At 60.4% G+C, this 20,436-nt stretch carries 26 protein-coding genes; 7 read left to right on the top strand and 19 right to left on the bottom strand.

Annotated elements, in window-relative coordinates; translation table 11 throughout:
* Positions 1-22: 22 nt before the first annotated feature.
* Genes rpsQ through rpsJ form a run of 11 tightly spaced genes read right to left on the bottom strand, consistent with a single transcriptional unit; the run spans position 23 to position 4,987 of the window.
* Positions 23-271 (bottom strand): 30S ribosomal protein S17, encoded by a 249-nt coding sequence (gene rpsQ / locus AB5Y68_RS11410; protein ID WP_039039490.1) that lies wholly within the window; start codon positions 269-271, stop codon positions 23-25.
* On the bottom strand, positions 271-462 hold the full coding sequence (gene rpmC, locus AB5Y68_RS11405; RefSeq protein WP_005307965.1) for a 50S ribosomal protein L29: 192 nt from the start codon (positions 460-462) through the stop codon (positions 271-273). The genes rpsQ and rpmC overlap by 1 nt, the downstream gene beginning before the upstream one ends.
* Positions 462-875 carry a 50S ribosomal protein L16 gene (rplP, locus tag AB5Y68_RS11400; RefSeq protein ID WP_010672562.1) on the bottom strand — a complete coding sequence of 138 codons (414 nt, stop codon included), beginning with the start codon at positions 873-875 and terminating at the stop codon, positions 462-464. The genes rpmC and rplP overlap by 1 nt, the downstream gene beginning before the upstream one ends.
* Before the next feature lie 13 nt (positions 876-888).
* The gene (gene rpsC / locus AB5Y68_RS11395) at positions 889-1,602 is read right to left on the bottom strand and encodes a 30S ribosomal protein S3 (RefSeq protein WP_005331168.1); all 714 of its coding nucleotides are present in this window, start codon (positions 1,600-1,602) and stop codon (positions 889-891) included.
* A 3-nt stretch (positions 1,603-1,605) separates the two neighbouring features.
* On the bottom strand, positions 1,606-1,950 hold the full coding sequence (gene rplV, locus AB5Y68_RS11390) for a 50S ribosomal protein L22 (RefSeq protein WP_010672561.1): 345 nt from the start codon (positions 1,948-1,950) through the stop codon (positions 1,606-1,608).
* A gap of 10 nt (positions 1,951-1,960) precedes the next feature.
* The gene (rpsS, locus tag AB5Y68_RS11385; protein ID WP_005307960.1) at positions 1,961-2,239 is read right to left on the bottom strand and encodes a 30S ribosomal protein S19; all 279 of its coding nucleotides are present in this window, start codon (positions 2,237-2,239) and stop codon (positions 1,961-1,963) included.
* A 22-nt stretch (positions 2,240-2,261) separates the two neighbouring features.
* Complete coding sequence (gene rplB, locus AB5Y68_RS11380) at positions 2,262-3,083, bottom strand: 50S ribosomal protein L2 (protein ID WP_010672560.1); 822 nt, start codon at positions 3,081-3,083, stop codon at positions 2,262-2,264.
* A 15-nt stretch (positions 3,084-3,098) separates the two neighbouring features.
* Positions 3,099-3,398 carry a 50S ribosomal protein L23 gene (gene rplW, locus AB5Y68_RS11375; RefSeq protein WP_342690021.1) on the bottom strand — a complete coding sequence of 100 codons (300 nt, stop codon included), beginning with the start codon at positions 3,396-3,398 and terminating at the stop codon, positions 3,099-3,101.
* Positions 3,398-4,003 carry a 50S ribosomal protein L4 gene (rplD, locus tag AB5Y68_RS11370; RefSeq protein ID WP_005340616.1) on the bottom strand — a complete coding sequence of 202 codons (606 nt, stop codon included), beginning with the start codon at positions 4,001-4,003 and terminating at the stop codon, positions 3,398-3,400. Before rplD ends, rplW begins: the two co-directional genes overlap by 1 nt.
* A 17-nt stretch (positions 4,004-4,020) precedes the next feature.
* Positions 4,021-4,653 carry a 50S ribosomal protein L3 gene (gene rplC / locus AB5Y68_RS11365; protein WP_010672559.1) on the bottom strand — a complete coding sequence of 211 codons (633 nt, stop codon included), beginning with the start codon at positions 4,651-4,653 and terminating at the stop codon, positions 4,021-4,023.
* Between the two features lie 22 nt (positions 4,654-4,675).
* Positions 4,676-4,987, bottom strand: a complete 312-nt coding sequence (gene rpsJ / locus AB5Y68_RS11360) for a 30S ribosomal protein S10 (RefSeq protein WP_005307944.1) — start codon at positions 4,985-4,987, stop codon at positions 4,676-4,678.
* 354 nt (positions 4,988-5,341) lie between these two features.
* Between rpsJ and AB5Y68_RS11355 the strand changes: the two genes are divergently transcribed.
* On the top strand, positions 5,342-6,256 hold the full coding sequence (locus AB5Y68_RS11355; protein ID WP_039039491.1) for a DMT family transporter: 915 nt from the start codon (positions 5,342-5,344) through the stop codon (positions 6,254-6,256).
* Between the two features lie 35 nt (positions 6,257-6,291).
* On the opposite strand, the gene envZ is transcribed toward AB5Y68_RS11355, so the two are convergent.
* The gene (gene envZ / locus AB5Y68_RS11350) at positions 6,292-7,602 is read right to left on the bottom strand and encodes a two-component system sensor histidine kinase EnvZ (protein ID WP_010672557.1); all 1,311 of its coding nucleotides are present in this window, start codon (positions 7,600-7,602) and stop codon (positions 6,292-6,294) included.
* Entirely contained in the window at positions 7,599-8,318 is a 720-nt protein-coding gene (ompR, locus tag AB5Y68_RS11345) for a two-component system response regulator OmpR (RefSeq protein WP_010672556.1), read from the bottom strand. The genes envZ and ompR overlap by 4 nt, the downstream gene beginning before the upstream one ends.
* A 202-nt stretch (positions 8,319-8,520) precedes the next feature.
* Here ompR and greB point away from each other — a divergent pair, with 202 nt between their 5' ends.
* On the top strand, positions 8,521-8,994 hold the full coding sequence (greB, locus tag AB5Y68_RS11340; RefSeq protein WP_039039492.1) for a transcription elongation factor GreB: 474 nt from the start codon (positions 8,521-8,523) through the stop codon (positions 8,992-8,994).
* Between the two features lie 267 nt (positions 8,995-9,261).
* On the top strand, positions 9,262-11,568 hold the full coding sequence (locus tag AB5Y68_RS11335) for a Tex family protein (protein WP_039039493.1): 2,307 nt from the start codon (positions 9,262-9,264) through the stop codon (positions 11,566-11,568).
* Positions 11,569-11,626: 58 nt separating this feature from the next.
* Here the strand turns inward: AB5Y68_RS11335 and AB5Y68_RS11330 are convergent, their stop codons facing one another.
* The 3 genes from AB5Y68_RS11330 to bioH all read right to left on the bottom strand — a co-directional run bounded on the left by AB5Y68_RS11330 (position 11,627) and on the right by bioH (position 13,460).
* Positions 11,627-12,388, bottom strand: a complete 762-nt coding sequence (locus AB5Y68_RS11330; protein WP_039039494.1) for a putative metalloprotease CJM1_0395 family protein — start codon at positions 12,386-12,388, stop codon at positions 11,627-11,629.
* A gap of 1 nt (position 12,389) precedes the next feature.
* A complete protein-coding gene (locus AB5Y68_RS11325; protein WP_010672552.1) occupies positions 12,390-12,623 on the bottom strand; it encodes a hypothetical protein in 234 nt (77 codons plus the stop codon).
* Positions 12,624-12,695: 72 nt separating this feature from the next.
* Positions 12,696-13,460 (bottom strand): pimeloyl-ACP methyl ester esterase BioH, encoded by a 765-nt coding sequence (gene bioH, locus AB5Y68_RS11320; RefSeq protein WP_010672551.1) that lies wholly within the window; start codon positions 13,458-13,460, stop codon positions 12,696-12,698.
* A gap of 38 nt (positions 13,461-13,498) precedes the next feature.
* On the opposite strand from bioH, the gene AB5Y68_RS11315 reads away from it, so the two are divergent.
* Entirely contained in the window at positions 13,499-14,227 is a 729-nt protein-coding gene (locus AB5Y68_RS11315; protein ID WP_039039495.1) for a ComF family protein, read from the top strand.
* 148 nt (positions 14,228-14,375) lie between these two features.
* Positions 14,376-14,954 (top strand): Fe-S biogenesis protein NfuA, encoded by a 579-nt coding sequence (gene nfuA / locus AB5Y68_RS11310; protein WP_010672549.1) that lies wholly within the window; start codon positions 14,376-14,378, stop codon positions 14,952-14,954.
* Positions 14,955-15,025: 71 nt separating this feature from the next.
* Here nfuA and gpsA read toward each other — a convergent pair whose 3' ends face one another.
* The 3 genes from gpsA to AB5Y68_RS11295 are packed head-to-tail and all read right to left on the bottom strand — an operon-like array spanning position 15,026 to position 16,982.
* The gene (gene gpsA, locus AB5Y68_RS11305; RefSeq protein ID WP_010672548.1) at positions 15,026-16,030 is read right to left on the bottom strand and encodes an NAD(P)H-dependent glycerol-3-phosphate dehydrogenase; all 1,005 of its coding nucleotides are present in this window, start codon (positions 16,028-16,030) and stop codon (positions 15,026-15,028) included.
* 2 nt (positions 16,031-16,032) lie between these two features.
* Entirely contained in the window at positions 16,033-16,503 is a 471-nt protein-coding gene (secB, locus tag AB5Y68_RS11300; RefSeq protein ID WP_010672547.1) for a protein-export chaperone SecB, read from the bottom strand.
* A gap of 47 nt (positions 16,504-16,550) precedes the next feature.
* Positions 16,551-16,982 (bottom strand): rhodanese-like domain-containing protein, encoded by a 432-nt coding sequence (locus AB5Y68_RS11295; RefSeq protein WP_010672546.1) that lies wholly within the window; start codon positions 16,980-16,982, stop codon positions 16,551-16,553.
* A 348-nt stretch (positions 16,983-17,330) separates the two neighbouring features.
* On the opposite strand from AB5Y68_RS11295, the gene gpmM reads away from it, so the two are divergent.
* On the top strand, positions 17,331-18,860 hold the full coding sequence (gene gpmM, locus AB5Y68_RS11290; protein ID WP_039039496.1) for a 2,3-bisphosphoglycerate-independent phosphoglycerate mutase: 1,530 nt from the start codon (positions 17,331-17,333) through the stop codon (positions 18,858-18,860).
* A gap of 9 nt (positions 18,861-18,869) precedes the next feature.
* On the top strand, positions 18,870-20,273 hold the full coding sequence (locus AB5Y68_RS11285) for a peptidoglycan DD-metalloendopeptidase family protein (RefSeq protein WP_039039497.1): 1,404 nt from the start codon (positions 18,870-18,872) through the stop codon (positions 20,271-20,273).
* Positions 20,274-20,436 lie beyond the last annotated feature (163 nt).

Genomic DNA, 20,436 nt, shown 5'->3' with positions numbered 1-20,436 from the left:
GTTTGGGCTAAAAAGTACCGAATTAGGCCTTTTCTACGACAGCAACCAGGGTCCAGGACTTGGTCTTGGACAGCGGGCGGCACTCGCGGATTTCCACGAGATCGCCAGCCTTGCACTCGTTGTTCTCGTCATGCACGTGCAGCTTGGTAGTACGCTTGATGATCTTACCGTAGATCGGGTGCTTTACCTTGCGCTCGATAGCGACGGTGATGGACTTGTCCATCTTGTCGCTAGTTACACGACCTTGCAGAGTACGGATCTTGTCAGTCATTACGCACCTGCCTTCTCAGTCAGTACAGTCTTGATACGTGCGACGTCACGACGCACTTGTTTCAGAGTGTGAGTCTGAGCCAGCTGGCCGGTGGAAGCTTGCATGCGCATGTTGAATTGCTCACGCAGCAGACCCAGCAGCTCCTGGTTCAGTTCTTCGACGCTCTTTTGACGCAGATCTTGGGCTTTCATCACATCACCGTCTTAATTACGAAAGTGGTCTGAACAGACAGCTTAGCTGCGGCCAGGGCAAACGCTTCACGCGCCAGAGCCTCAGGTACACCATCCATCTCGTACAGAACCTTGCCAGGCTGGATCGGGCAAACCCAGTATTCCACGTTACCCTTACCTTTACCCATACGAACTTCGAGGGGCTTTTCGGTGATGGGCTTGTCCGGGAACACACGGATCCAGATCTTGCCTTGACGCTTAACGTGACGGGTCATGGCACGACGGGCTGCTTCGATTTGACGAGCAGTCAGTTGACCACGAGATGTCGCCTTCAGGCCAAAGGTACCGAAGGATACTTCGTTACCGGCATTGGCCAGACCGCGGTTACGACCCTTGTGGGTCTTGCGGAATTTAGTACGCTTAGGTTGCAACATTTACCGAATCTCCTTACTTGGCAGCGCGGCGCTTGTTGTCACGCTTGGGCTTCGCAGGAGCTTGCTCTTGAGCAGCGGCAGCATTGACTGCAGCCAGACCGCCCAGAACTTCGCCCTTGAAGATCCAAACTTTAACGCCGATCACACCGTAAGTGGTGTGGGCTTCAGAAGTTGCGTAGTCGATGTCGGCGCGCAGGGTGTGCAGGGGCACACGACCTTCACGGTACCATTCGGTACGCGCGATTTCAGCGCCGCCCAGACGGCCGGAAACTTCCACTTTGATGCCCTTGGCACCCAGGCGCATGGCGTTCTGTACGGCGCGCTTCATAGCACGACGGAACATTACGCGACGCTCCAGCTGGGAAGTGATGCTGTCGGCAACCAGTTTGCCATCCAGCTCCGGCTTGCGGACTTCGGAAATGTTGATCTGAGCAGGCACGCCAGCGATTGCGGCTACAGCTTTGCGCAGTTTTTCAACGTCTTCGCCTTTCTTGCCGATCACGACACCCGGACGAGCGGTGTGAATGGTCACACGGATGCTCTTGGCCGGACGCTCGATAGTGATCTTGGACAAGGAAGCGTTTTTCAGCTCCTTGGTCAGGAACTGGCGTACTTGGAAATCGCTGTACAGGTTGTCAGCGAAGTCTTTGGTGTTCGCGAACCAGGTAGAATTCCAAGGCTTGGTAATACCCAGGCGAATGCCATTAGGATGTACTTTCTGACCCATTGCTTATCTCCCAGCCTTAGCGTCGGATACCACTACAGTGATGTGAGCGGTACGCTTGAGGATACGATCCGCGCGACCTTTGGCACGCGGGCGGATGCGCTTCATGGAGGGACCTTCGTCTACCATGATGGTGGCAACACGCAGGGTGTCGATATCGGCACCTTCGTTGTGCTCAGCGTTGGCAATGGCAGATTCCAGCACTTTCTTCACCAGAACAGCAGCCTTTTTCGGGCTGAAGGTCAGGATGTTCAGAGCCTTGTCTACGGACAGACCACGTACTTGATCGGCTACCAGACGAGCTTTCTGGGCAGAAGTACGGGCATAACGGTGTTTAGCGATAGCTTCCATCATTTATCCCTTAGCGCTTCTTAGCCTTCTTATCAGCAGCATGGCCGCGATAAGTACGAGTCGGTGCGAATTCACCCAGTTTGTGACCGATCATTTCTTCGGTAACGAAAACCGGAACGTGCTGACGACCATTATGGACAGCGATGGTCAAACCGATCATGTTCGGGATGATCATTGAACGACGGGACCAGGTCTTAACCGGCTTTTTATCCCCGCTTTCCACCGCTTTCTCTACCTTCTTCAGCAAGTGCAGGTCGATAAATGGACCCTTCTTGAGAGAACGTGGCATGGTGATTCCTCTATGTTAACAATTACTTGTTACGACGACGTACGATGTACTTGTCGGTACGCTTGTTCTTACGGGTCTTGAAGCCCTTAGCCTTCTGGCCCCATGGGGACACAGGCTGCATGCCCTTGTTACGACCCTCACCACCACCGTGCGGGTGATCAACCGGGTTCATCGCCATACCGCGAACGGTCGGACGAATACCACGCCAGCGGTTAGCACCGGCTTTACCCAGTTGACGCAGCATGTGCTCGGAGTTACCCACTTCACCGATGGTAGCGCGGCACTCGGCCAGAACTTTACGTACTTCGCCGGAACGCAGACGCAGAGTTACATAGTTACCTTCACGAGCCAGGATCTGGATGAAAGTACCAGCGGAACGAGCCAGCTGGGCACCTTTACCAGGTTTCATCTCAACGGCGTGAACGGTAGAACCGACCGGGATGTTGCGCATCGGCAGGGTGTTACCTACCTTGATGGCAGCATCAGCACCAGAGGCGATTGCATCACCAGCTTTCAGGCCTTTCGGAGCCAGAATGTAACGACGCTCACCGTCTGCATACAGCACCAGGGCGATGTTTGCGGTACGGTTGGGATCGTATTCCAGACGCTCAACTTTGGCCGGAATGCCGTCTTTGTCGCGCTTGAAGTCGATCAGACGGTAGTGTTGCTTGTGACCACCACCGATATGACGAGTGGTGATACGGCCGTTGTTGTTACGGCCACCGGACTTGCTTTTGCTGTCCAGCAGAGCGGCGAAGGGCTTGCCCTTGTACAGCTCTTGGTTGACGATCTTGACGACGTGGCGGCGGCCCGGAGAAGTAGGCTTGCACTTAACGATTGCCATTTTTCAGAACTCCTCTTACTCGGCTGCGCCCATGAAGTCGATGTCCTGACCAGCTTTCAGGGTCACATAAGCCTTTTTCCAATCGGAACGACGGCCTACGCGTGCACCTGCGCGCTTGGTCTTACCCTTCATGTTCAGGGTACGGACGGTCTCAACTTCGACCTCGAACAGTTTCGCAACTGCAGCTTTGACTTCCGCCTTGGTGGCATCAACAGCAACTTTGAACACGATAGTGTTCTGCTTTTCTGCGACCATGGTGCTCTTTTCAGAGATGTGCGGAGCCTTCAGAACTTTCAGCAGACGCTCTTCACGGATCATGCCAGCATCTCCTCGATTTGCTTAACTGCGTCAGCAGTCATCAGAACCTTGTCGAAAGCGATCAGGCTGACCGGGTCGATACCGGCAACGTCACGCACGTCAACTTTGTACAGGTTACGAGCAGCCAGGAACAGGTTCTCATCGACTTCAGCAGTCACGATCAGAACGTCAGTCAGTTCCATTTCTTTCAGCTTGGCGATCAGTTCTTTGGTCTTCGGCGCTTCGATGCCGAACTTCTCAACAACGATCAGGCGCTCTTGACGTACCAGCTCGGACAGGATGCTACGGATAGCGCCGCGGTACATCTTCTTGTTTACTTTCTGGCTGTGATCTTGCGGCTTAGCAGCAAAGGTCACACCACCGGAACGCCAGATGGGCGAACGGATGGAGCCAGCACGGGCACGACCAGTACCCTTCTGACGCCACGGCTTTTTGCCGCCACCAGACACTTCAGAGCGAGTCAGCTGCGCACGAGTACCCTGACGGGCACCAGCGGCATATGCAACGACAACCTGGTGAACCAGAGCTTCGTTGAATTCGCGCCCGAAGGTAGTCTCGGAAACTTCAAGAGCGCTCTTGGCGTCTTTCATTACCAATTCCATTACTATCTCCTCAGACGTTACGCTTTGACGGCAGGTTTAACGATCACATTGCCGTTGGTTGCACCCGGTACTGCGCCTTTGATGAGCAGCAGGTTGCGTTCAGCGTCAACACGAACCAGTTCCAGGTTCTGAGTCGTTACACGCTCAGCACCCATGTGACCAGCCATCTTCTTGCCCTTGAATACACGGCCCGGGGTCTGGTTTTGACCGATGGAGCCAGGTACACGGTGGGACAGGGAGTTACCGTGGGTCATATCCTGGGTACGGAAGTTCCAGCGCTTAACAGTACCGGCAAAACCTTTACCCTTGGATGTGCCGGTAACGTCTACCAGCTTAACGTCAGCGAGAAGATCTACTTTCAGCTCGCTACCAACAGTGAAAGTTTCACCGTTGTTCAGGCGGAATTCCCACAGACCGCGACCGGCTTCTACACCAGCTTTGGCGAAGTGGCCAGCTTCCGGCTTGGTTACGCGGCTGGCTTTCTTGGCGCCAGTGGTAACCTGAATAGCGTTGTAGCCGTCGGTTTCTACAGATTTGACCTGAGTTACACGGTTAGCTTCAACTTCGATAACAGTCACCGGGATAGAAACGCCATCTTCAGTGAAGATGCGAGTCATACCCACTTTGCGACCTACAAGACCGATTGTCATTGTTATCAACCTCTTTCCGTAATTAACCCAGGCTGATCTGGACGTCTACACCAGCTGCCAGATCCAGACGCATCAGAGCGTCAACGGTCTTGTCAGTCGGTTCAACGATGTCTACCAGACGCTTGTGAGTGCGGATCTCGTACTGATCACGCGCGTCTTTGTTGACGTGCGGGGAGATCAGAACGGTGAAACGCTCTTTGCGAGTCGGCAGCGGGATAGGACCGCGAACCTGCGCGCCAGTGCGCTTAGCAGTTTCAACGATTTCCGCAGTGGATTGATCGATCAGGCGATGATCAAAAGCCTTCAGGCGGATACGGATTCTTTGGTTCTGCATTGACAGAGCTCCAATAGATAAAAGAACATAAATCAACACCGCCCGACCGGGACTACTCCCGCCAGAGGTGTGATTTTTCACGTTTCCTCCCATATCGGGAGGACTGTATGGCTGGCAACTCGTAAACGGGAAGCTCAGCAAGCAGACATATCGTCTGGCTGCCTCATGGGCAAGCGGAGGGGATTATACGGATTTTTTCCACTCACGCAAGTGAAGGCGGACAGATTGTGCGCAATTTTGTGTGGCGGATGGATCTCCCTGCGATCGGCCCATCGCCCTCGGCAAGATGGTAACGACAATGTTGCAAACAGGCTGATAGACTGCGCCCTCGCCCCTGTCTGCGGAACCCATCCCATGCTCAAGAATCAGAAGAAAGCCTACCAGTACGGGCTCTGTGCCGTCGCCCTCTGGTCCACGGTGGCCAGCGCCTTCAAGATCTCCCTCGCCTACTTTGAACCGGTACAGCTGCTGCTGGTCGCGGCCTGCACCTCGACCCTGACCCTGGGGTGCATCGTGGCCTGTCAGGGCAAACTGCCACTACTGCTCGACTACATCAAGCGTCGCCCCCTCTACTACCTCGCTCTCGGGGTCCTGAACCCCTTTCTCTATTACCTGCTGCTGTTCAAGGCATATGATCTGCTGCCCGCCCAGCAGGCGCAGACTCTCAACTACACCTGGGCCATCACCCTCAGCCTGCTGGCCGTTCCCTTCCTCGGTCAAAAGCTGCGCCGCCGCGATGGCGTCGCCATCGTGCTCGGCTATTTCGGCGCCCTGGTGATCGCCACCAGGGGGGACGTGTTCGGTCTGCAGTTCGACAGTCCGCTCGGCGTCACGCTGGCGCTGGTGTCGACCCTGATCTGGGCCGGTTACTGGATCCTCAACACCCGCAATCAGGGGGATCCCGTCGTCAGCCTGCTGCTCGGCTTCCTCATCAGCCTGCCCTTCATCATCGTGGCGACCTGGTTGCTCTCGGACTTTGCCATGACTGCCTGGCAGGGATGGGCTGGCGCCATCTATGTGGGGCTGTTCGAGATGGGTTTCGGTTTCGTGCTCTGGCTGATGGCCCTGCGCCACGCCACCAACACGGCCCCCATCAGCAACCTTATCTTCATCTCGCCGTTTGCCTCTCTGGTGCTGCTCAACCTGTTGATCGGCGAAACCATTCACCCGGCAACCCCCATCGGGCTGGTTCTCATCGTCGCCGCCCTGCTTATCCAGCAACTCAAATATGGCAAGCGCTACCGCAAGGTGAGCGACCCCCACCCCTGACAGACAAAGGGCGTATCCCTCGATACGCCCTGCTTTCAATCCATCCACTCCAGCGGCTGGTTCTTGGGTAGCCGGATCTCCACCTGCAAGCCCCCCAGTTCGGAGCGCCCCAGCCTGATGGTGCCGTGATGCTGGGAGACTATCTTGGCAACGATGGCCAGCCCCAGCCCACTCCCGCCACCGGTGCGCGCCACATTGCCCTGGGTGAAGGGCTTGAGCACCCGGGAGTAGTCCTCTTCTGCGATCCCCGGGCCATTGTCGGAGAGTCGCAGCCGCACCCAGTGGCCATCATCCCTGAGCTCGGCCTGCAACCGGGTCGCGCCATAGCGCAGGGAGTTGCCCGACAGATTGTTGAGGATACGGCGAATGCTGATGGGATGGCAGGCCACACGCACCGCCTCCTCCGGCAGGAGCAGCTCCACTTCCAGTCCCTGATCGGTCTGCATCAGCAACGCATCGTGAATGAGCTGGGTCAGGTCGACGGGCCGGGCATCGAGCCCCTCGTTCGGGCGAATGTAGTCGATGAACTGATCGATGATGCCGTTCGACTCATCGATGTCCGCATTGATGCTCTCCTTGAGGTACTCATCCCCGGAGGACATCATCTCGGTCGCGAGACGAATACGGGTAAGAGGGGTGCGCAAATCGTGGGATACCCCGGCCATCATCAGGTTGCGCTCCTCGATCAGCCCCTTGATGGAGCTCGACATGTGGTTGAAGGTGCGGGTCAGGCGGCGCACCTCCCGCGAGCCCTGCTCCCCCAGGGCATCGGGAAAGTTGCCGCGCGCTACCGCCACGGCCCCCGCTTCCAGATCCTCCAGCGGCCGCACCAGCTGACGGGCAAAACGCCAGGCCGCAAACAGGGTCACAACCAGCAAGACGCTCATATAGAGGATGAGCGGTTCGATGTCGTCATCTTCAATTTCCGTCAGGGGAATACGCACCCACATCTGGCTGGCCTGGGGAGGCTGGATCCAGATGATGTAGTGATCCTGGATTTCAACCCTGACCCTGGTATCCCCTTTCAATTCGCGGCTGATGCTCTGCTCCAGATAGGGGTAGGGCTTGGAATCATTCAGCCCGTGCTGCTCCGCCTCGCTCTGGGTATAGATGTCGCTGCCAGTGGTCACATAGACCAGCGCCTCGGCATCTTCACTGAGCGCCAGCTGGTTGTTGTCCACCGGGAAGATGAGTTTGACCTGGTTTGCCAGCAGGTGGCTGATCTGCTTGACGGTCGGCGCCAGCAGGTAGTTGTAGAAGGTAACGTAGGAGACGACTTGATAGACCACCAGCACGGCAGCCAGAAACCAGAGCATGCGGGAGAACATGCTGCCCACTTTCTTCATGCGTTCTCACCGTCCGGTACGAACACATACCCCAGACCCCAGACGGTCTGCAGATAGCGAGGCTGGGCCGGGTCCTGTTCCAGCAGGCGGCGCAGGCGGGAGACCTGCACGTCGATGCTGCGCTCGGTGGCCGTGTACTCGCGACCACGGGCCAGGTTCATCAGCTTGTCACGGGAGAGCGGTTCGCGAGGATGACTCACCAGCACCTTGAGCACAGCGAACTCCCCGCTGGTCAGGGCAACCGGTTCGCCATCACGGCTCAGTTCACGGGTCGCCAGATTGAGCTGGTAGGCCCCGAAACTCACCATCTTCTCCGCCGCGGAAGGGGCGCCGGGCAGCTCCACGGTATGGCGGCGTAGCACGGCGCGGATCCGGGCCAGCAGCTCACGGGGGTTGAACGGTTTGGGCAGATAATCGTCGGCCCCCATCTCCAGACCGACGATGCGATCAACCTCGTCTCCCTTGGCGGTGAGCATCAAGACGGGGATCTGGTTGCCGGCCTCGCGCAGGCGGCGGCAGATGGAGAGGCCATCTTCCCCCGGCAGCATCAGATCAAGCACCATCAGGCTGAAGTTTTCACGCGTCAGCAGGCGATCGGCCTGCTCCCCGTTGGCAACACCTCGCACTACAAACCCCTGCTCGGTGAGGTAGCGCTCCAGCAAGGAACGCAGTTTCAGATCGTCGTCCACCACCAGGACCTTGTATTGCTGACTCATTGCCACCTCTCTTCTCTGTCTCCCCTCATACTAGAGCCGCCCCCTGCAACCACAAAGCATAAATATGTTACCGGTTATTGCCCTCATTCGGCCCCGGAGCCGGGAAGGATGGATGACCAGCTCCGCTTTTTGCTCGACAGGGCGGCGACAATGACTAAGATCCCGGGCAACCGGATGCAATTGGCGAGGGAGTGATAACCCCATGAAAACCAAACTCATTACCCGTGAAGGCTACACCAGGCTCCGGCAGGAGCACGACATGCTCTGGCGGGAGGAGAGGCCCGATGTCACCAAAAAAGTGGCCTGGGCAGCGAGCCTGGGTGATCGCAGCGAGAATGCCGATTACCAGTACAACAAGAAACGCCTGCGGGAGATCGACCGCCGGGTTCGCTACCTGCGCAAGTGCCTGGAAGAGCTGACCATAGTCGACTACTCCCCCTCCCAGGAGGGCAAGGTCTTCTTCGGCGCCTGGGTCGAGGTGGAAAACGACGAGGGTGAGACCAAGCGCTTTCGCATCGTCGGCTATGACGAGATCTTCGGCCGCAAGGATTACATCTCCATCGACTCCCCCATGGCCCGTGCCCTGCTCAAGAAAGAGGTGGGCGATGAAGCCATGGTTCAAACGCCAGTGGGTGACGCCTGCTGGTACATCAATGAGATCAGCTATCCCAAATAAGCCAGGCCGAGCCTCACTGCCAAATCGGCTGACAAGGCCAGGAGAGACCGAGCATGTCCGCCCACCGGGTATGAGAAACGTCATTTCTGCCGGGGTGGCATCCCGCTGCCCGACCCCATATAGTGCTCACACCCGGCGCCTTGCGGCGCCAACCGGCCCGCGCGGCAGTGGTCCGGCTGGTACCTTGAGTACCGCCAGGACAGACCCCTGCCCGGCGACATCGCCTCGCGCCTGCCCGTTGACCAGGACCCGACCAAGAGACCCTCGATGCAAAGCCACGTAATAGAACATCAGATTGCCGGTGAGCTGAATGCCCGCCCGGAGCAGGTGCAGGCCGCCGTTCGCCTGCTGGACGAAGGTGCCACCGTCCCCTTCATCGCCCGTTATCGCAAAGAGGTGACCGGCGGTCTGGACGACAGCCAGCTGCGTACCCTGGAGAGTCGCCTCGGCTACCTGCGTGAACTGGCGGATCGCCGCCAGGTGATCCTGCGCTCCATCGAAGAGCAGGGCAAACTGACCACCGAGCTGGCCCGCGAGCTGAACGACGCCGACAGCAAGACCCGGCTGGAAGACCTCTACCTCCCCTACAAGCCCAAGCGCCGCACCAAGGGGCAGATGGCCATCGAAGCGGGGTTGGAGCCACTGGCCGACCTGCTGCTGAGCGACCCGCTGAAAGATCCCGAGCAGGAGGCGGTTCGCTTCCTCAATGCCGAGCAGGGGATCACCGACGGCAAGGCCGCCCTCGACGGTGCCCGCTATATCCTGATGGAGCGCTTCGCCGAGCAGGCCGACCTGCTGGAGAAGCTGCGGGACTACCTGTGGCACAACGCCACCCTGCGCGCTCGCGTGGTGGCCGGCAAGGAGCAGGAAGGGGCCAAGTTCAAGGATTACTTCGAACATGACGAACCCCTGCACAAGGCCCCCTCCCACCGGGTGCTGGCCATGTTGCGCGGCCGCAACGAGGGGATCCTCAACCTGGCGCTGGTCGCCGGCGACGATGAGGGTGCCAGCCCCTGCGAAGGGATCATCGCCCATCACCTCAGACTCAACCTGCAACACCGCCCGGCCGACAAGTGGCTGCAGGGGGTGGTGAGCTGGACCTGGAAGATCAAGCTCTCCCTGCAGATGGAAACCGAGCTGATCGGCCGCATCCGCGAATCGGCAGAAGACGAGGCGATCAAGGTGTTCGCCATGAACCTCAAGGATCTGCTGATGGCAGCGCCGGCCGGCATGCGCTGCACCATGGGGCTGGATCCCGGCATCCGTACCGGCGTCAAGGTGGCGGTGGTCGATGCCACCGGCAAGCTGGTCGATCACGCGACCATCTATCCGTTCGAACCCAAGCGCCAGGTTGACCAGAGTCTCAAGACCCTGAGCGAGCTGTGCCAGAAGCACAAGGTCGAGCTCATCAGCATCGGCAACGGCACCGCCTCGCGGGAGACCGACCGCCTGGTGAGCGATCTGTTCGAGCGCTACCCGGCCGCCAAGGCGCAGAAAATCGTGGTGAGCGAGGCGGGGGCATCGGTCTACTCCGCCTCCGAGCTCGCCTCCCAAGAATTCCCGGATCTCGACGTCTCCATTCGTGGCGCCGTCTCCATTGCTCGCCGGCTGCAGGATCCCCTGGCCGAGCTGGTCAAGATCGATCCCAAGAGCATAGGTGTCGGCCAGTACCAGCACGACGTCGGCCAGAGCCAGCTGGCCCGCCGCCTCGATGCCGTGGTCGAGGATTGCGTGAACGCGGTCGGGGTGGATGTGAATACCGCCTCGGTCGCCCTGCTCAACCGGGTTTCCGGCCTCTCCCAGACCCTGGCCCAGAACATCGTCGCCTACCGCGACGAGAACGGCGCCTTCAAGAGTCGTCAGCAGTTGCTGAAAGTAAGCCGGCTCGGGCCCAAGGCATTCGAGCAGTGCGCCGGCTTCCTGCGCATTCGGGGCGGCAGCAATCCGCTGGACGGCTCGGCGGTGCACCCGGAATCCTACCCGGTGGTGGAGCGGATCCTCGCCAAGCTGGAGCAGACCGTGGACAGCCTGCTCGGCAACAGCAGCCTGCTGCGCACCCTCAAGCCCACCGACTACACCGACGAGCAGTTCGGGGTGCCTACCGTCACGGACATCATCGGCGAGCTGGACAAGCCAGGCCGCGACCCGCGTCCCGAGTTCAAGACCGCCACCTTCAAGGAAGGGGTAGAAAAAATCAGCGATCTGGTGCCCGAGATGGTGCTGGAGGGTGTGGTCACCAACGTCACCAACTTCGGCGCCTTCGTCGACATCGGCGTCCATCAGGACGGGCTGGTGCACATTTCTTCCCTCACCGATCGCTTCGTCAAGGATCCCCGTGAGGTGGTCAAAGCCGGTGACATCGTCCGGGTCAAGGTGCTGGAAGTCGACGTACCGCGCAAACGCATCAGTCTGACCATGCGTCTGGATGAAAAAGCCGGCCAGCCTGCACGCAAACCGGCCGAGCCGCGTCACACCGGCAACGCCCGACCGAAACAGGCGCCCCGTCAGAGTGCTCCGACCGAGGGTGCCATGGGCAACGCCTTCGCGGCTGCCCTGTCGAAACTGAAGAAATAAGTCCCCAGAATGCAAAAAAGCCCCGAAAGGGGCTTTTTCATGCCTGCACGGAGCGGGATCAAACGTCCTGACTCAGGCTATGCGGGGAGGCTGGCCTCACCGCTTGCTGATAGTGCCTGGCAATCACCTGGTTTCGATTGTCCATATAAGCACCGAGCGGGCCTGTGGTTTCCTGCCTGAGGGTCATCAGATCCTTGCGGGCCTGTGCCTCCTTGCCAGAGGCGGCACGGGCCACACTCAGGTCTTGTGACGATGGTTCATCGGGAGCCAGTGCAGCGGCACGCACCTGCTGCATCTTGGCGATGGTCGCGGCGGGATCCCCGGGAATGGTCCCCATGTCGATGACCACCTCCCCCCCGGTGGCATAACGCTTGCCATCCGGCCCACGGGAAAACTGGTAGGTAGGGCTCCCCGCATGCTCGCCGCCGGCTGCCTGGTGCGCCTGCTCGTGCTTGCGAACTTCGAGATCCCGCTCGACCAGCGCAGCCACCTGACGCTGCTGCTTTTGCTGCTCCTGCTGTTCACCCTCCTGACGTTGTCGACGCTCCCCCTCCTCCCCCGTTGCCTCGACAAAACGGTGCGCCACCATCACGGGGCCGGTCTGGCCGTTCTCTTTCGTGGACGAGGATGGGGTGGCGGGATTGGCCTGGGCGGCCCGGGATCTCTCTTTCTGGGAACCGACGCCGGACTCGGCGTTGGACGCTTCGCTCTGGCGGCTGGGGGGCACCAGTTCTGCACGGCGGTTGTCAGTCTGTGCCGATTCCGTCTGCGGCTGCAGTTGATTCGGAATGATGGTCGGCAGACTGACGTTGATGTTCATGTCACACCCGGATATCGATCAGGGTGCCCAGCATGTCGCTGGCCGTCTGTATCACCTTGGCGGATGCCCCGGCATGCAGCTCGGCCACCTTGAGATTCACCAGTTCATCCGGCAACTGCACCTGATCACCCGCTGGCGTATTGAGACGGGCGATCTGGCTGGACGCCTGGCCAGCCAACTGCTCGGCCCGTTGGAACCCCTGCACGCCCGCCGTCATGGCTGATTCGATACGCATTGGCACACTCCTCTGTAGGGTTGGCTAATTATCCACCAACCTGACGAGTTATTGAAGCCTGCCGCTCAAATCTCAGTCAATGAACCGCCGCAGGAGGGTGATGAACTGCTCTGGATGGGAGATGAAGGGAGCATGGGATGCCTTCTCCAGCACCAGACTGTGGCTGGCAGGGTAGCGCGCATCCAGCAAGGGGATCGCCGCCTTCGGCACCAGGGTATCCAGCCTGCCGTAGAGACGCAGCCAGGGCAGATCCAGGCCGATCAGTTCATCCCGCAGATCGACCTCGGCCAGCAGGCCCAGACCCGCCTCCAGGGCCGCAAGCCGGGGAGCGGGTCGCTCCGCCAGCCAGTGACGCAACTGGCGAATGTCGTTTCTGGCGTGCTCGCTGCCCATGGCCTGGATCGCGAGGAAGCGCTCTATGGTCTGCATGAAGTCGCCGGCCAGCATCTGGTTGAACCCCGCCAGCACCTTGGGGGCAATCCCGGGCCACTCGTCGCGGGCCATGAAGCAGGGAGAGCTGGCTACGGTAATGAGAGAGTGAAGGCGCTCAGGCATGGTCAGCGCCAACTGGCTCGCCACCAGACCACCGAGGGACCAGCCGAGCAGATGGCATTTTTCGGGCAATATGGCCGCCACCTGCTCTGCCAGCCAGGGCAGGGTGTAGTCTGTCCCTGCTTGCAGGGGGCTGTTGCCAAAGCCGGGCAGGTCCACCAGATGCAGCCGATAGTGGGCAGCCAGTTCTTGGGCAATACCATGCCAGACGGCCCCGTTCATGCCCCAGCCATGCAACAACACCAGGTCCGGGCCCTGGCCAAACCGCTCAACCGATACGCTCATCTAGACTCAAGATCCCTGTTTATCTGCTTGGAGCCTGCATGTTAAAGCGGCTGCTCGCCAAAGCAAGTCCGATCCTTGGCACCCAGTCCGACTGGCTCGGTCTGTGCCTGCTCTGTCGCCAACCCTGTGACGAGACGCCCTTGTTGTGCTCCTGGTGCCGCCACGCCCAGCGCCAGCACGACAGACAATGCCTGATGTGTGCAGCACCGCTGCCGGAGCAACATCGCGAGAGCGAACTGCTGTGCGGACGATGCCAGCGCAGACCCGCCCCCTGGGAGCGTTTGCAGGTGATCGGCGATTATCAGGCACCTTATGCCCAACTCATCCCCCGGCTGAAGTATTCCGGTCAGATCCTGCTCGCGCCGCTGCTTGCCCGCCTGCTGGCAGACCATCTGGACCTCGCCAACCCGCCGCAGGTCATCATTCCGGTTCCCCTGCACTGGTGGCGCCAGTGGTGGCGAGGCTTCAATCAGGCAGAAGAAATCGGCCATGCCCTGAGCGCACTCACCGGGATTCCTTGCGACACCCGCGTACTGCGCCGGACAAGGTCGACCCCGCAACAGACCCGGCTCAGTGCCGGCCAGCGGCGACGCAATCTGCGTGGCGCCTTCGACATGGCACCTCACCACTACCGGCATGTGGCACTGCTCGATGATGTGGTCACCACGGGCGCCACCGCAGGTCAGCTCACCCGGTTGCTTCATGAGCACGGCGTCACCACGGTAGAGGTGTGGGCCATCTGCCGTACCCTCCGACACCTGAAATAACCGGGCAGGGATCCGGCCCGGGAGTCCGCTGGCGGCATGATTCCGATACGCCCGGGCTCACAGGCTCGCCATCGGCACGCTACCCAAGCCCCGCCAAGCGAGTTATCATGAATACCCTAGTCGTACACTCAGGTTTATGAGGATAGTGATGATCAGCATTTCCGACACCGCCCAGGCCCACTTCCGCAAGTTGCTGGAGAAGCAGCCTGATGGCACCAACATCCGGGTGTTTGTGGTCAATCCGGGAACCCAGAATGCCGAGTGCGGCGTATCCTATTGCCCACCCGACGCGGTCGATCCGGAAGATCAGCACCTGCCGTTCAGCGGCTTCGACTGCCTGGTCGATCCCCTGAGCGCCCCCTTCCTGGTGGATGCCACCATCGACTTCGTCACCGATCAGATGGGCTCCCAGCTCACCCTGAAGGCACCCAACGCCAAGATGCGCAAGGTGGCCGACGACGCCCCGCTGATCGACCGTATCGAGTACGTGTTGATGTCCGAGGTGAACCCCATGCTGGCCGGTCACGGCGGCAAGGTCACCCTGGTCGAGCTGACCGACGACAAACTGGCCATCCTGCAGTTTGGCGGCGGTTGCAACGGTTGCTCCATGGTCGACTACACCCTGAAAGAGGGGATCGAGAAGCAGCTGCTGGAGAAATTCCCGGGCGAGCTCAACGGCGTCAAGGATGCCACCGAGCACCAGCGCGGCGACCACTCCTACTACTGATTTGCCCCTTGCGGCAAAGAAAAGGCCCCGCCAGCTGGCGGGGCCTTTTGCATGCTGCGGCTGGCAGAAGATCACTCGTCCTTCTTGTCTCGCGACAGCAAGGCGATGGCTGCCTCTTTCGGATTCTTGCCCTCGTACAGCACCTTGAAGATCTGTTCGCAGATGGGCATCTCGACGCCGCAACGGGCCGCCAGCAGATGCACTTCTTTGGTGTTGCGATAGCCTTCCACCACCTGGCCTATCTCGGCCATGGCGGTGTCAACCGACTTGCCCGCTCCCAGCGCCAGACCGAAACGGCGGTTGCGCGACTGGTTGTCGGTACAGGTCAGCACCAGATCCCCGAGCCCCGCCATCCCCATGAAGGTCTTGGCGTCGGCCCCGAGGGCGGCGCCCAGACGCTGCATCTCCACCAGACCCCGGGTGATGAGCGCGGTTCTGGCATTGGCGCCAAAGCCGAGTCCGTCAGAGAGACCGGCACCGATGGCGATGACGTTCTTGACCGCCCCGCCCAGCTGCAGACCGATGAAGTCCGGATTGGTATAGACCCGGAACGAGCGGCCGCAGTGCAGCAGGTGGGAGAGATCGTCGGCAAAGTCGTCGTGGGTCGAGGCCACCGAGATGGCGGTCGGCAGACCGGCAGCCAGCTCGCGGGCGAAGGTCGGGCCCGAGATGACCGCCAGTGGAATGGCATCCCCCAGCACCTCCCGCGCCACCTCTTGCAGCAGACGGCCGCTGTCCGGCTCCAGCCCCTTGGTGGCCCAGGCGATCCGGGTATCCGGGCGCAGGAAGGGTTTGACCCGGGCCAGTACCTGGCCGAACACATGGCTCGGCACCACCAGCAGCAGCACGGGAGCGGCTTGCACCGCCGCCTGCAGATCCGACGTCAGTTGCAGATCGGCCGGGAAGGGGACATCCGGCAAGAATGCCTTGTTGCAGCGATCCTGTTCCAGCTCGGCGACATGGGCAGGGTCGTGACCCCACAGCAGGGTCGGATGACCATTGCGCGCCAGAGAAATGGCAAGGGCGGAGCCATAAGACCCCGCCCCCAGGACCGAGATTGCGATCTGGTCGGCCATTATCAGGCTTCCGCAGTCGCCTGCTGGGCCTGTACCTGCGCCATGTGCTGGGCGAACAGGGCGTCGAAGTTGACCGGTGCCAGGTTCAGCTGCGGGAAGGAACCCTTGCTCACCAGGTTGGATACCGCTTCGCGGGCATACGGGAACAGGATGTTCGGGCAGAAGGCCGCCAGGCAGTGGGCCAGTTGCGGCTCCGGCAGGTTGCCGATGGTGAAGATGCCGGCTTGCTGTACTTCGCACAGGAAGGCGGTCTCGGTTTCCAGCTTGCAGGTGACAGTCAGGGTCAGCACCACTTCATAGACGCTGTCGGCCAGGACATTGGTCTTGGTGTCCATGTCCAGCTTGACGTCCGGCTGCCACTCTTTCTGGAAGATGTGCGGAGTATTCGGGGCTTCGAAGGAGACATCCTTGGTGTAGACACGCTGGATGTGGAATTCCGGTTGCACTTCCTGGTTGTTGATTTCGTCAGCCATTTCGTTTGATTCCTTTTTAAGATAATGAGTGGGCGCAGGCCCTTAAATCAGCGTTTTTTGGTCACCGGCAGATTGTCTGCACGCCATTGGGCCATGCCACCGCTGAGCACATACACCTGCTTGAAACCGGCCTTGCTCAGTTGGCGACCCGCGCCACCAGCGGTCATCCCCGACTCGCACACCACTATGATGGGGGCATCCTTGTGCTTTTCAACCGGACCCAGATTATTCGCCTGGATCTGGGCGAGCGGCAGGTGATGGGCCCCGGCCAGATGGCCCTTGGCAAATTCATCCTGACTGCGAATGTCCACGACGGTGGCATTTTCACGGTTGATAAGCAGGGTAGCGGCGTGGTTGTTGACCGCCTTCACCGGAGAAAAACGAGCACGCACAGTGGTATACACCAGGGTGCCTGCCAGGCCCAACCAGGCTGCGGTCAGCAGCGGATTGCGGGCCGCGAAATCCAAATACTCTTGCATCTTCTACTATCCAGGGACCAAGACAAGGGCCCGAGTATACATGGGGCCCTGCATAAGATCAGCCATCTTGGCGGCAAAGCGAGAGCAAGCTCCCATCAGGGATGGCTGCCGATTCTTCCTCCTCCAACCGGGCCGAACGAGAGGATGCTCCATGCCGAAAAGAGGGGGGAAACAGAGGAAAACCCGCCGCGGCAGACAAGCCGGCAACATGCCTAAAACAGCGGGATAACAGTTAAAAAGCGAGGCTGGAGAGGGACTTGGCTATCAGGTGACTATTTCGGCAGATGTAGTAATATTACGCTAGTTTCACTTCCCGCAATTCATTCCTATCCGAGAGGACATAGCCTTATGTCAACAGCTAAGAAACCGCTGGTTCTGGTCATCATGGACGGTTGGGGCTACAGCACCAAGCAAGAGTACAACGCCGTTGCTGCTGCCAAGACCCCCAATCTGGATCGCCTGGCCCGTGACTACACCAGCACCCTGATCTCCGGCTCCGGCCTTGACGTGGGTCTGCCGGACGGCCAGATGGGCAACTCCGAAGTGGGCCACACCAACATCGGTGCCGGTCGCGTCGTCTATCAGGAGCTGACCCGCATCTCCAAGGACATCCAGGACGGCGACTTCTTCCAGAACGTCGAGCTGGCCAAGGCTGTCGACGCTGCCGTGACCAAGGGCAAGGCCGTGCACATCATGGGTCTGATGTCCCCGGGTGGCGTACACAGCCACGAAGAGCACATCATGGGCATGATCGAGATGGCCGCCAAGCGTGGCGCCGAGCAGATCTACTTCCACGCCTTCCTGGATGGCCGCGACGTCCCGCCGCGCAGTGCCCAGTCCTCCATCGAGCTGTTCGACGCCCTGTTTGCCCGACTGGGCAAGGGTCGTTTCGCCTCCATGATCGGTCGTTACTACGCCATGGACCGCGACAACCGCTGGGATCGCGTGCAGCAGGCCTATGACCTGATGACCCAGGGCAAGGGCGAATTCACCGCCGACAACGCCACCGACGCGCTGGCCGCCGCCTATGCCCGCGACGAGAACGACGAGTTCGTCAAAGCCACCCGCATCGGCGACGCTGTACCGATGATCGACGGCGATGCGCTGATCTTCATGAACTTCCGTGCCGACCGCGCCCGCGAAATCACCCGCGCCTTCGTCGATACCGACTTCACCGGCTTCGCCCGCACCGCCACCCCGGCCCTGCACTTCGTGATGCTGACCGAATACGCGGCCGACATCAAAACCGCCTGCGCCTATCCGCCCACCGCCCTGGTCAATACCCTGGGCGAGTGGCTGGCCAAGCAGGGCAAGACCCAGCTGCGCATCTCCGAGACCGAGAAGTACGCCCACGTCACCTTCTTCTTCAACGGTGGCGAAGAGGCCTGCTTCAGCGGCGAAGATCGCGAAATCGTGGCGAGCCCGAAAGTGGCTACCTATGACCTGCAGCCGGAGATGAGCTCCGAAGAGCTGACCGACAAGCTGGTTGCGGCCATCAAGAGCGGCAAGTACGACGTCATCATCTGCAACTACCCGAACGGCGACATGGTCGGCCACACCGGCGTGTTCGATGCGGCCGTCAAAGCCTGTGAAGCGGTCGACCACTGCATCGGTCGCGTCACCGACGCCCTGGCGGAAGTGGGTGGCGAGTGCCTCATCACCGCAGACCATGGCAACGCCGAGAAGATGATGGACGAAGAGACTGGTCAGGCCCACACCGCCCACACCAATCTGCCGGTTCCCCTCATCTACTTCGGTCGTAAAGCCGAGGTCGCCGAAGGTGGCAAACTGTCCGATCTGGCCCCCACCATGCTGACCCTGATGGGTCTGCCGGTGCCGCCGGAAATGACTGGCAAGCCCCTGATGATTCTGAAATAATCCTGCCCCATGCGGGGATGCGAAATTATTTCACAGAAAACCAGTCGCGTCGGCCTGTTGGCCGGCGCGCTGTTTTTTTGCCTGATCGGCGGTACCGGCACAGCCCAGGCTGCGAACCAGCAGTTGGGGGCCATGCAGTCCCAGATCAAGGAACAGCAACAGACCCTCAAGCTCAGCAAGCAGGAGCTTGCCAAGCTCAACACCCAGCTCAAGGCTGACGAGCAGGCCATTTCGGCTGCCGCCGCCAAACTCGAGCAGACCAGACAGCAACTCCGGCAGAACCAGCAGAAGCTGGCGTCCCTGCAGCAGGACAAGCTGGCACTGGAGCAACAAGCAAAACATCAGAAACAGTTGCTGGCCAAGCAGGCGGAAAGCGCCTTCCAGGCGGGCAACCACGATTACCTCAAACTGCTGCTCAACCAGCAGGATCCGGCCAAACTGAGCCGCGCCCTCGACTATTTCGACTACCTCAACAAGGCCCGTATCGAGGCCATCGAAGCCCTGCGCGCCACCCGTGACAAGCTGGCCAAGAACCAGCAGGCCACCAGAGAGACCGAGAACCGCCTCCAGACCCTGCTCGGCGAGCAGCAGGAGCATCACCAGAGCCTGCTGGCCAGCCAGCAGAGCCGTGCCAAGGTGCGCAACCAGTTGCAGCAATCGGTGCAGGCCGACGAGCAGAAGCTCGACAAGCTGGTCAAGGCGGAGAAGGCGCTCAAGGCGCGGCTGGAAGAGCTGCGTCGTCAGCAGGAAGAAAAGGAACGCCGCGAACGGGCCGAGCGGGAGCGCCTTGCCAAGATCAAGGCCGAGCAGGAGCGCCAGCGCCGTCTGGAGGCCCAGCGCCTGGCAGCCGAACAGAAACGCATCGAGGAGCAGCAGCGGATCGCGGCCCAGCAGCGCCAGGTCGGCGAACAGCAGCGGCTGGCGGCCCAGCAGCAACGCGTCGCCGAACAGCAGGCCAAGGTGGCGCAGCAGCAAGCGGCCGCCCGCAACAGCGCCAAGGCAAGCAGCAACGGCTACGGCGGTCTGAGCACGGGTGGCAACCTGCGCTGGCCGGTGCAGGGCCCTATCCTCATCTCCTACGGCTCGCCACGTACCGCCGAGCTGAAGTGGAAGGGCACCCTGATCGGCGCCAGCGAAGGGACCCAGGTCAAGGCGGTGGCACCGGGACAGGTGGTCTACGCCGACTGGCTCGACGGCTTCGGCATGCTGCTGGTCATCGACCACGGCAAGGGCTACATGAGCCTCTACGGCCACAACCAGTCGCTGCTGCGCCAGGTGGGACAAAAGGTGGAGCAGGGTGAGCCCGTGGCCCTGGTCGGCGACAGCGGCGGACAGGAGCGCTCCGGCCTCTACTTCGAGATCCGCTATCAGGGCGAGGCCATCAACCCGACCAAGTGGCTGGCCAGACGCTAAGCCCGCCTTGGCGGTGCCCGAGCGGAGTCCGCTACCTCATCCCCAGCCCTTCTCCCGCGAGGGGGGCAGGGAACAAAAGACAGCAACAACGCGTCGTTTACCACTTCACCTGACAAAAAGTCTGCATCGCTCAGACTTTTTGCTTGGCAGGGGAGGCACCACA

Source organism: Aeromonas sp. R6-1 (genome assembly GCF_040908165.1).
Classification (GTDB): domain Bacteria; phylum Pseudomonadota; class Gammaproteobacteria; order Enterobacterales; family Aeromonadaceae; genus Aeromonas; species Aeromonas caviae.
This window is presented reverse-complemented; position numbering and strand designations above follow the sequence as displayed.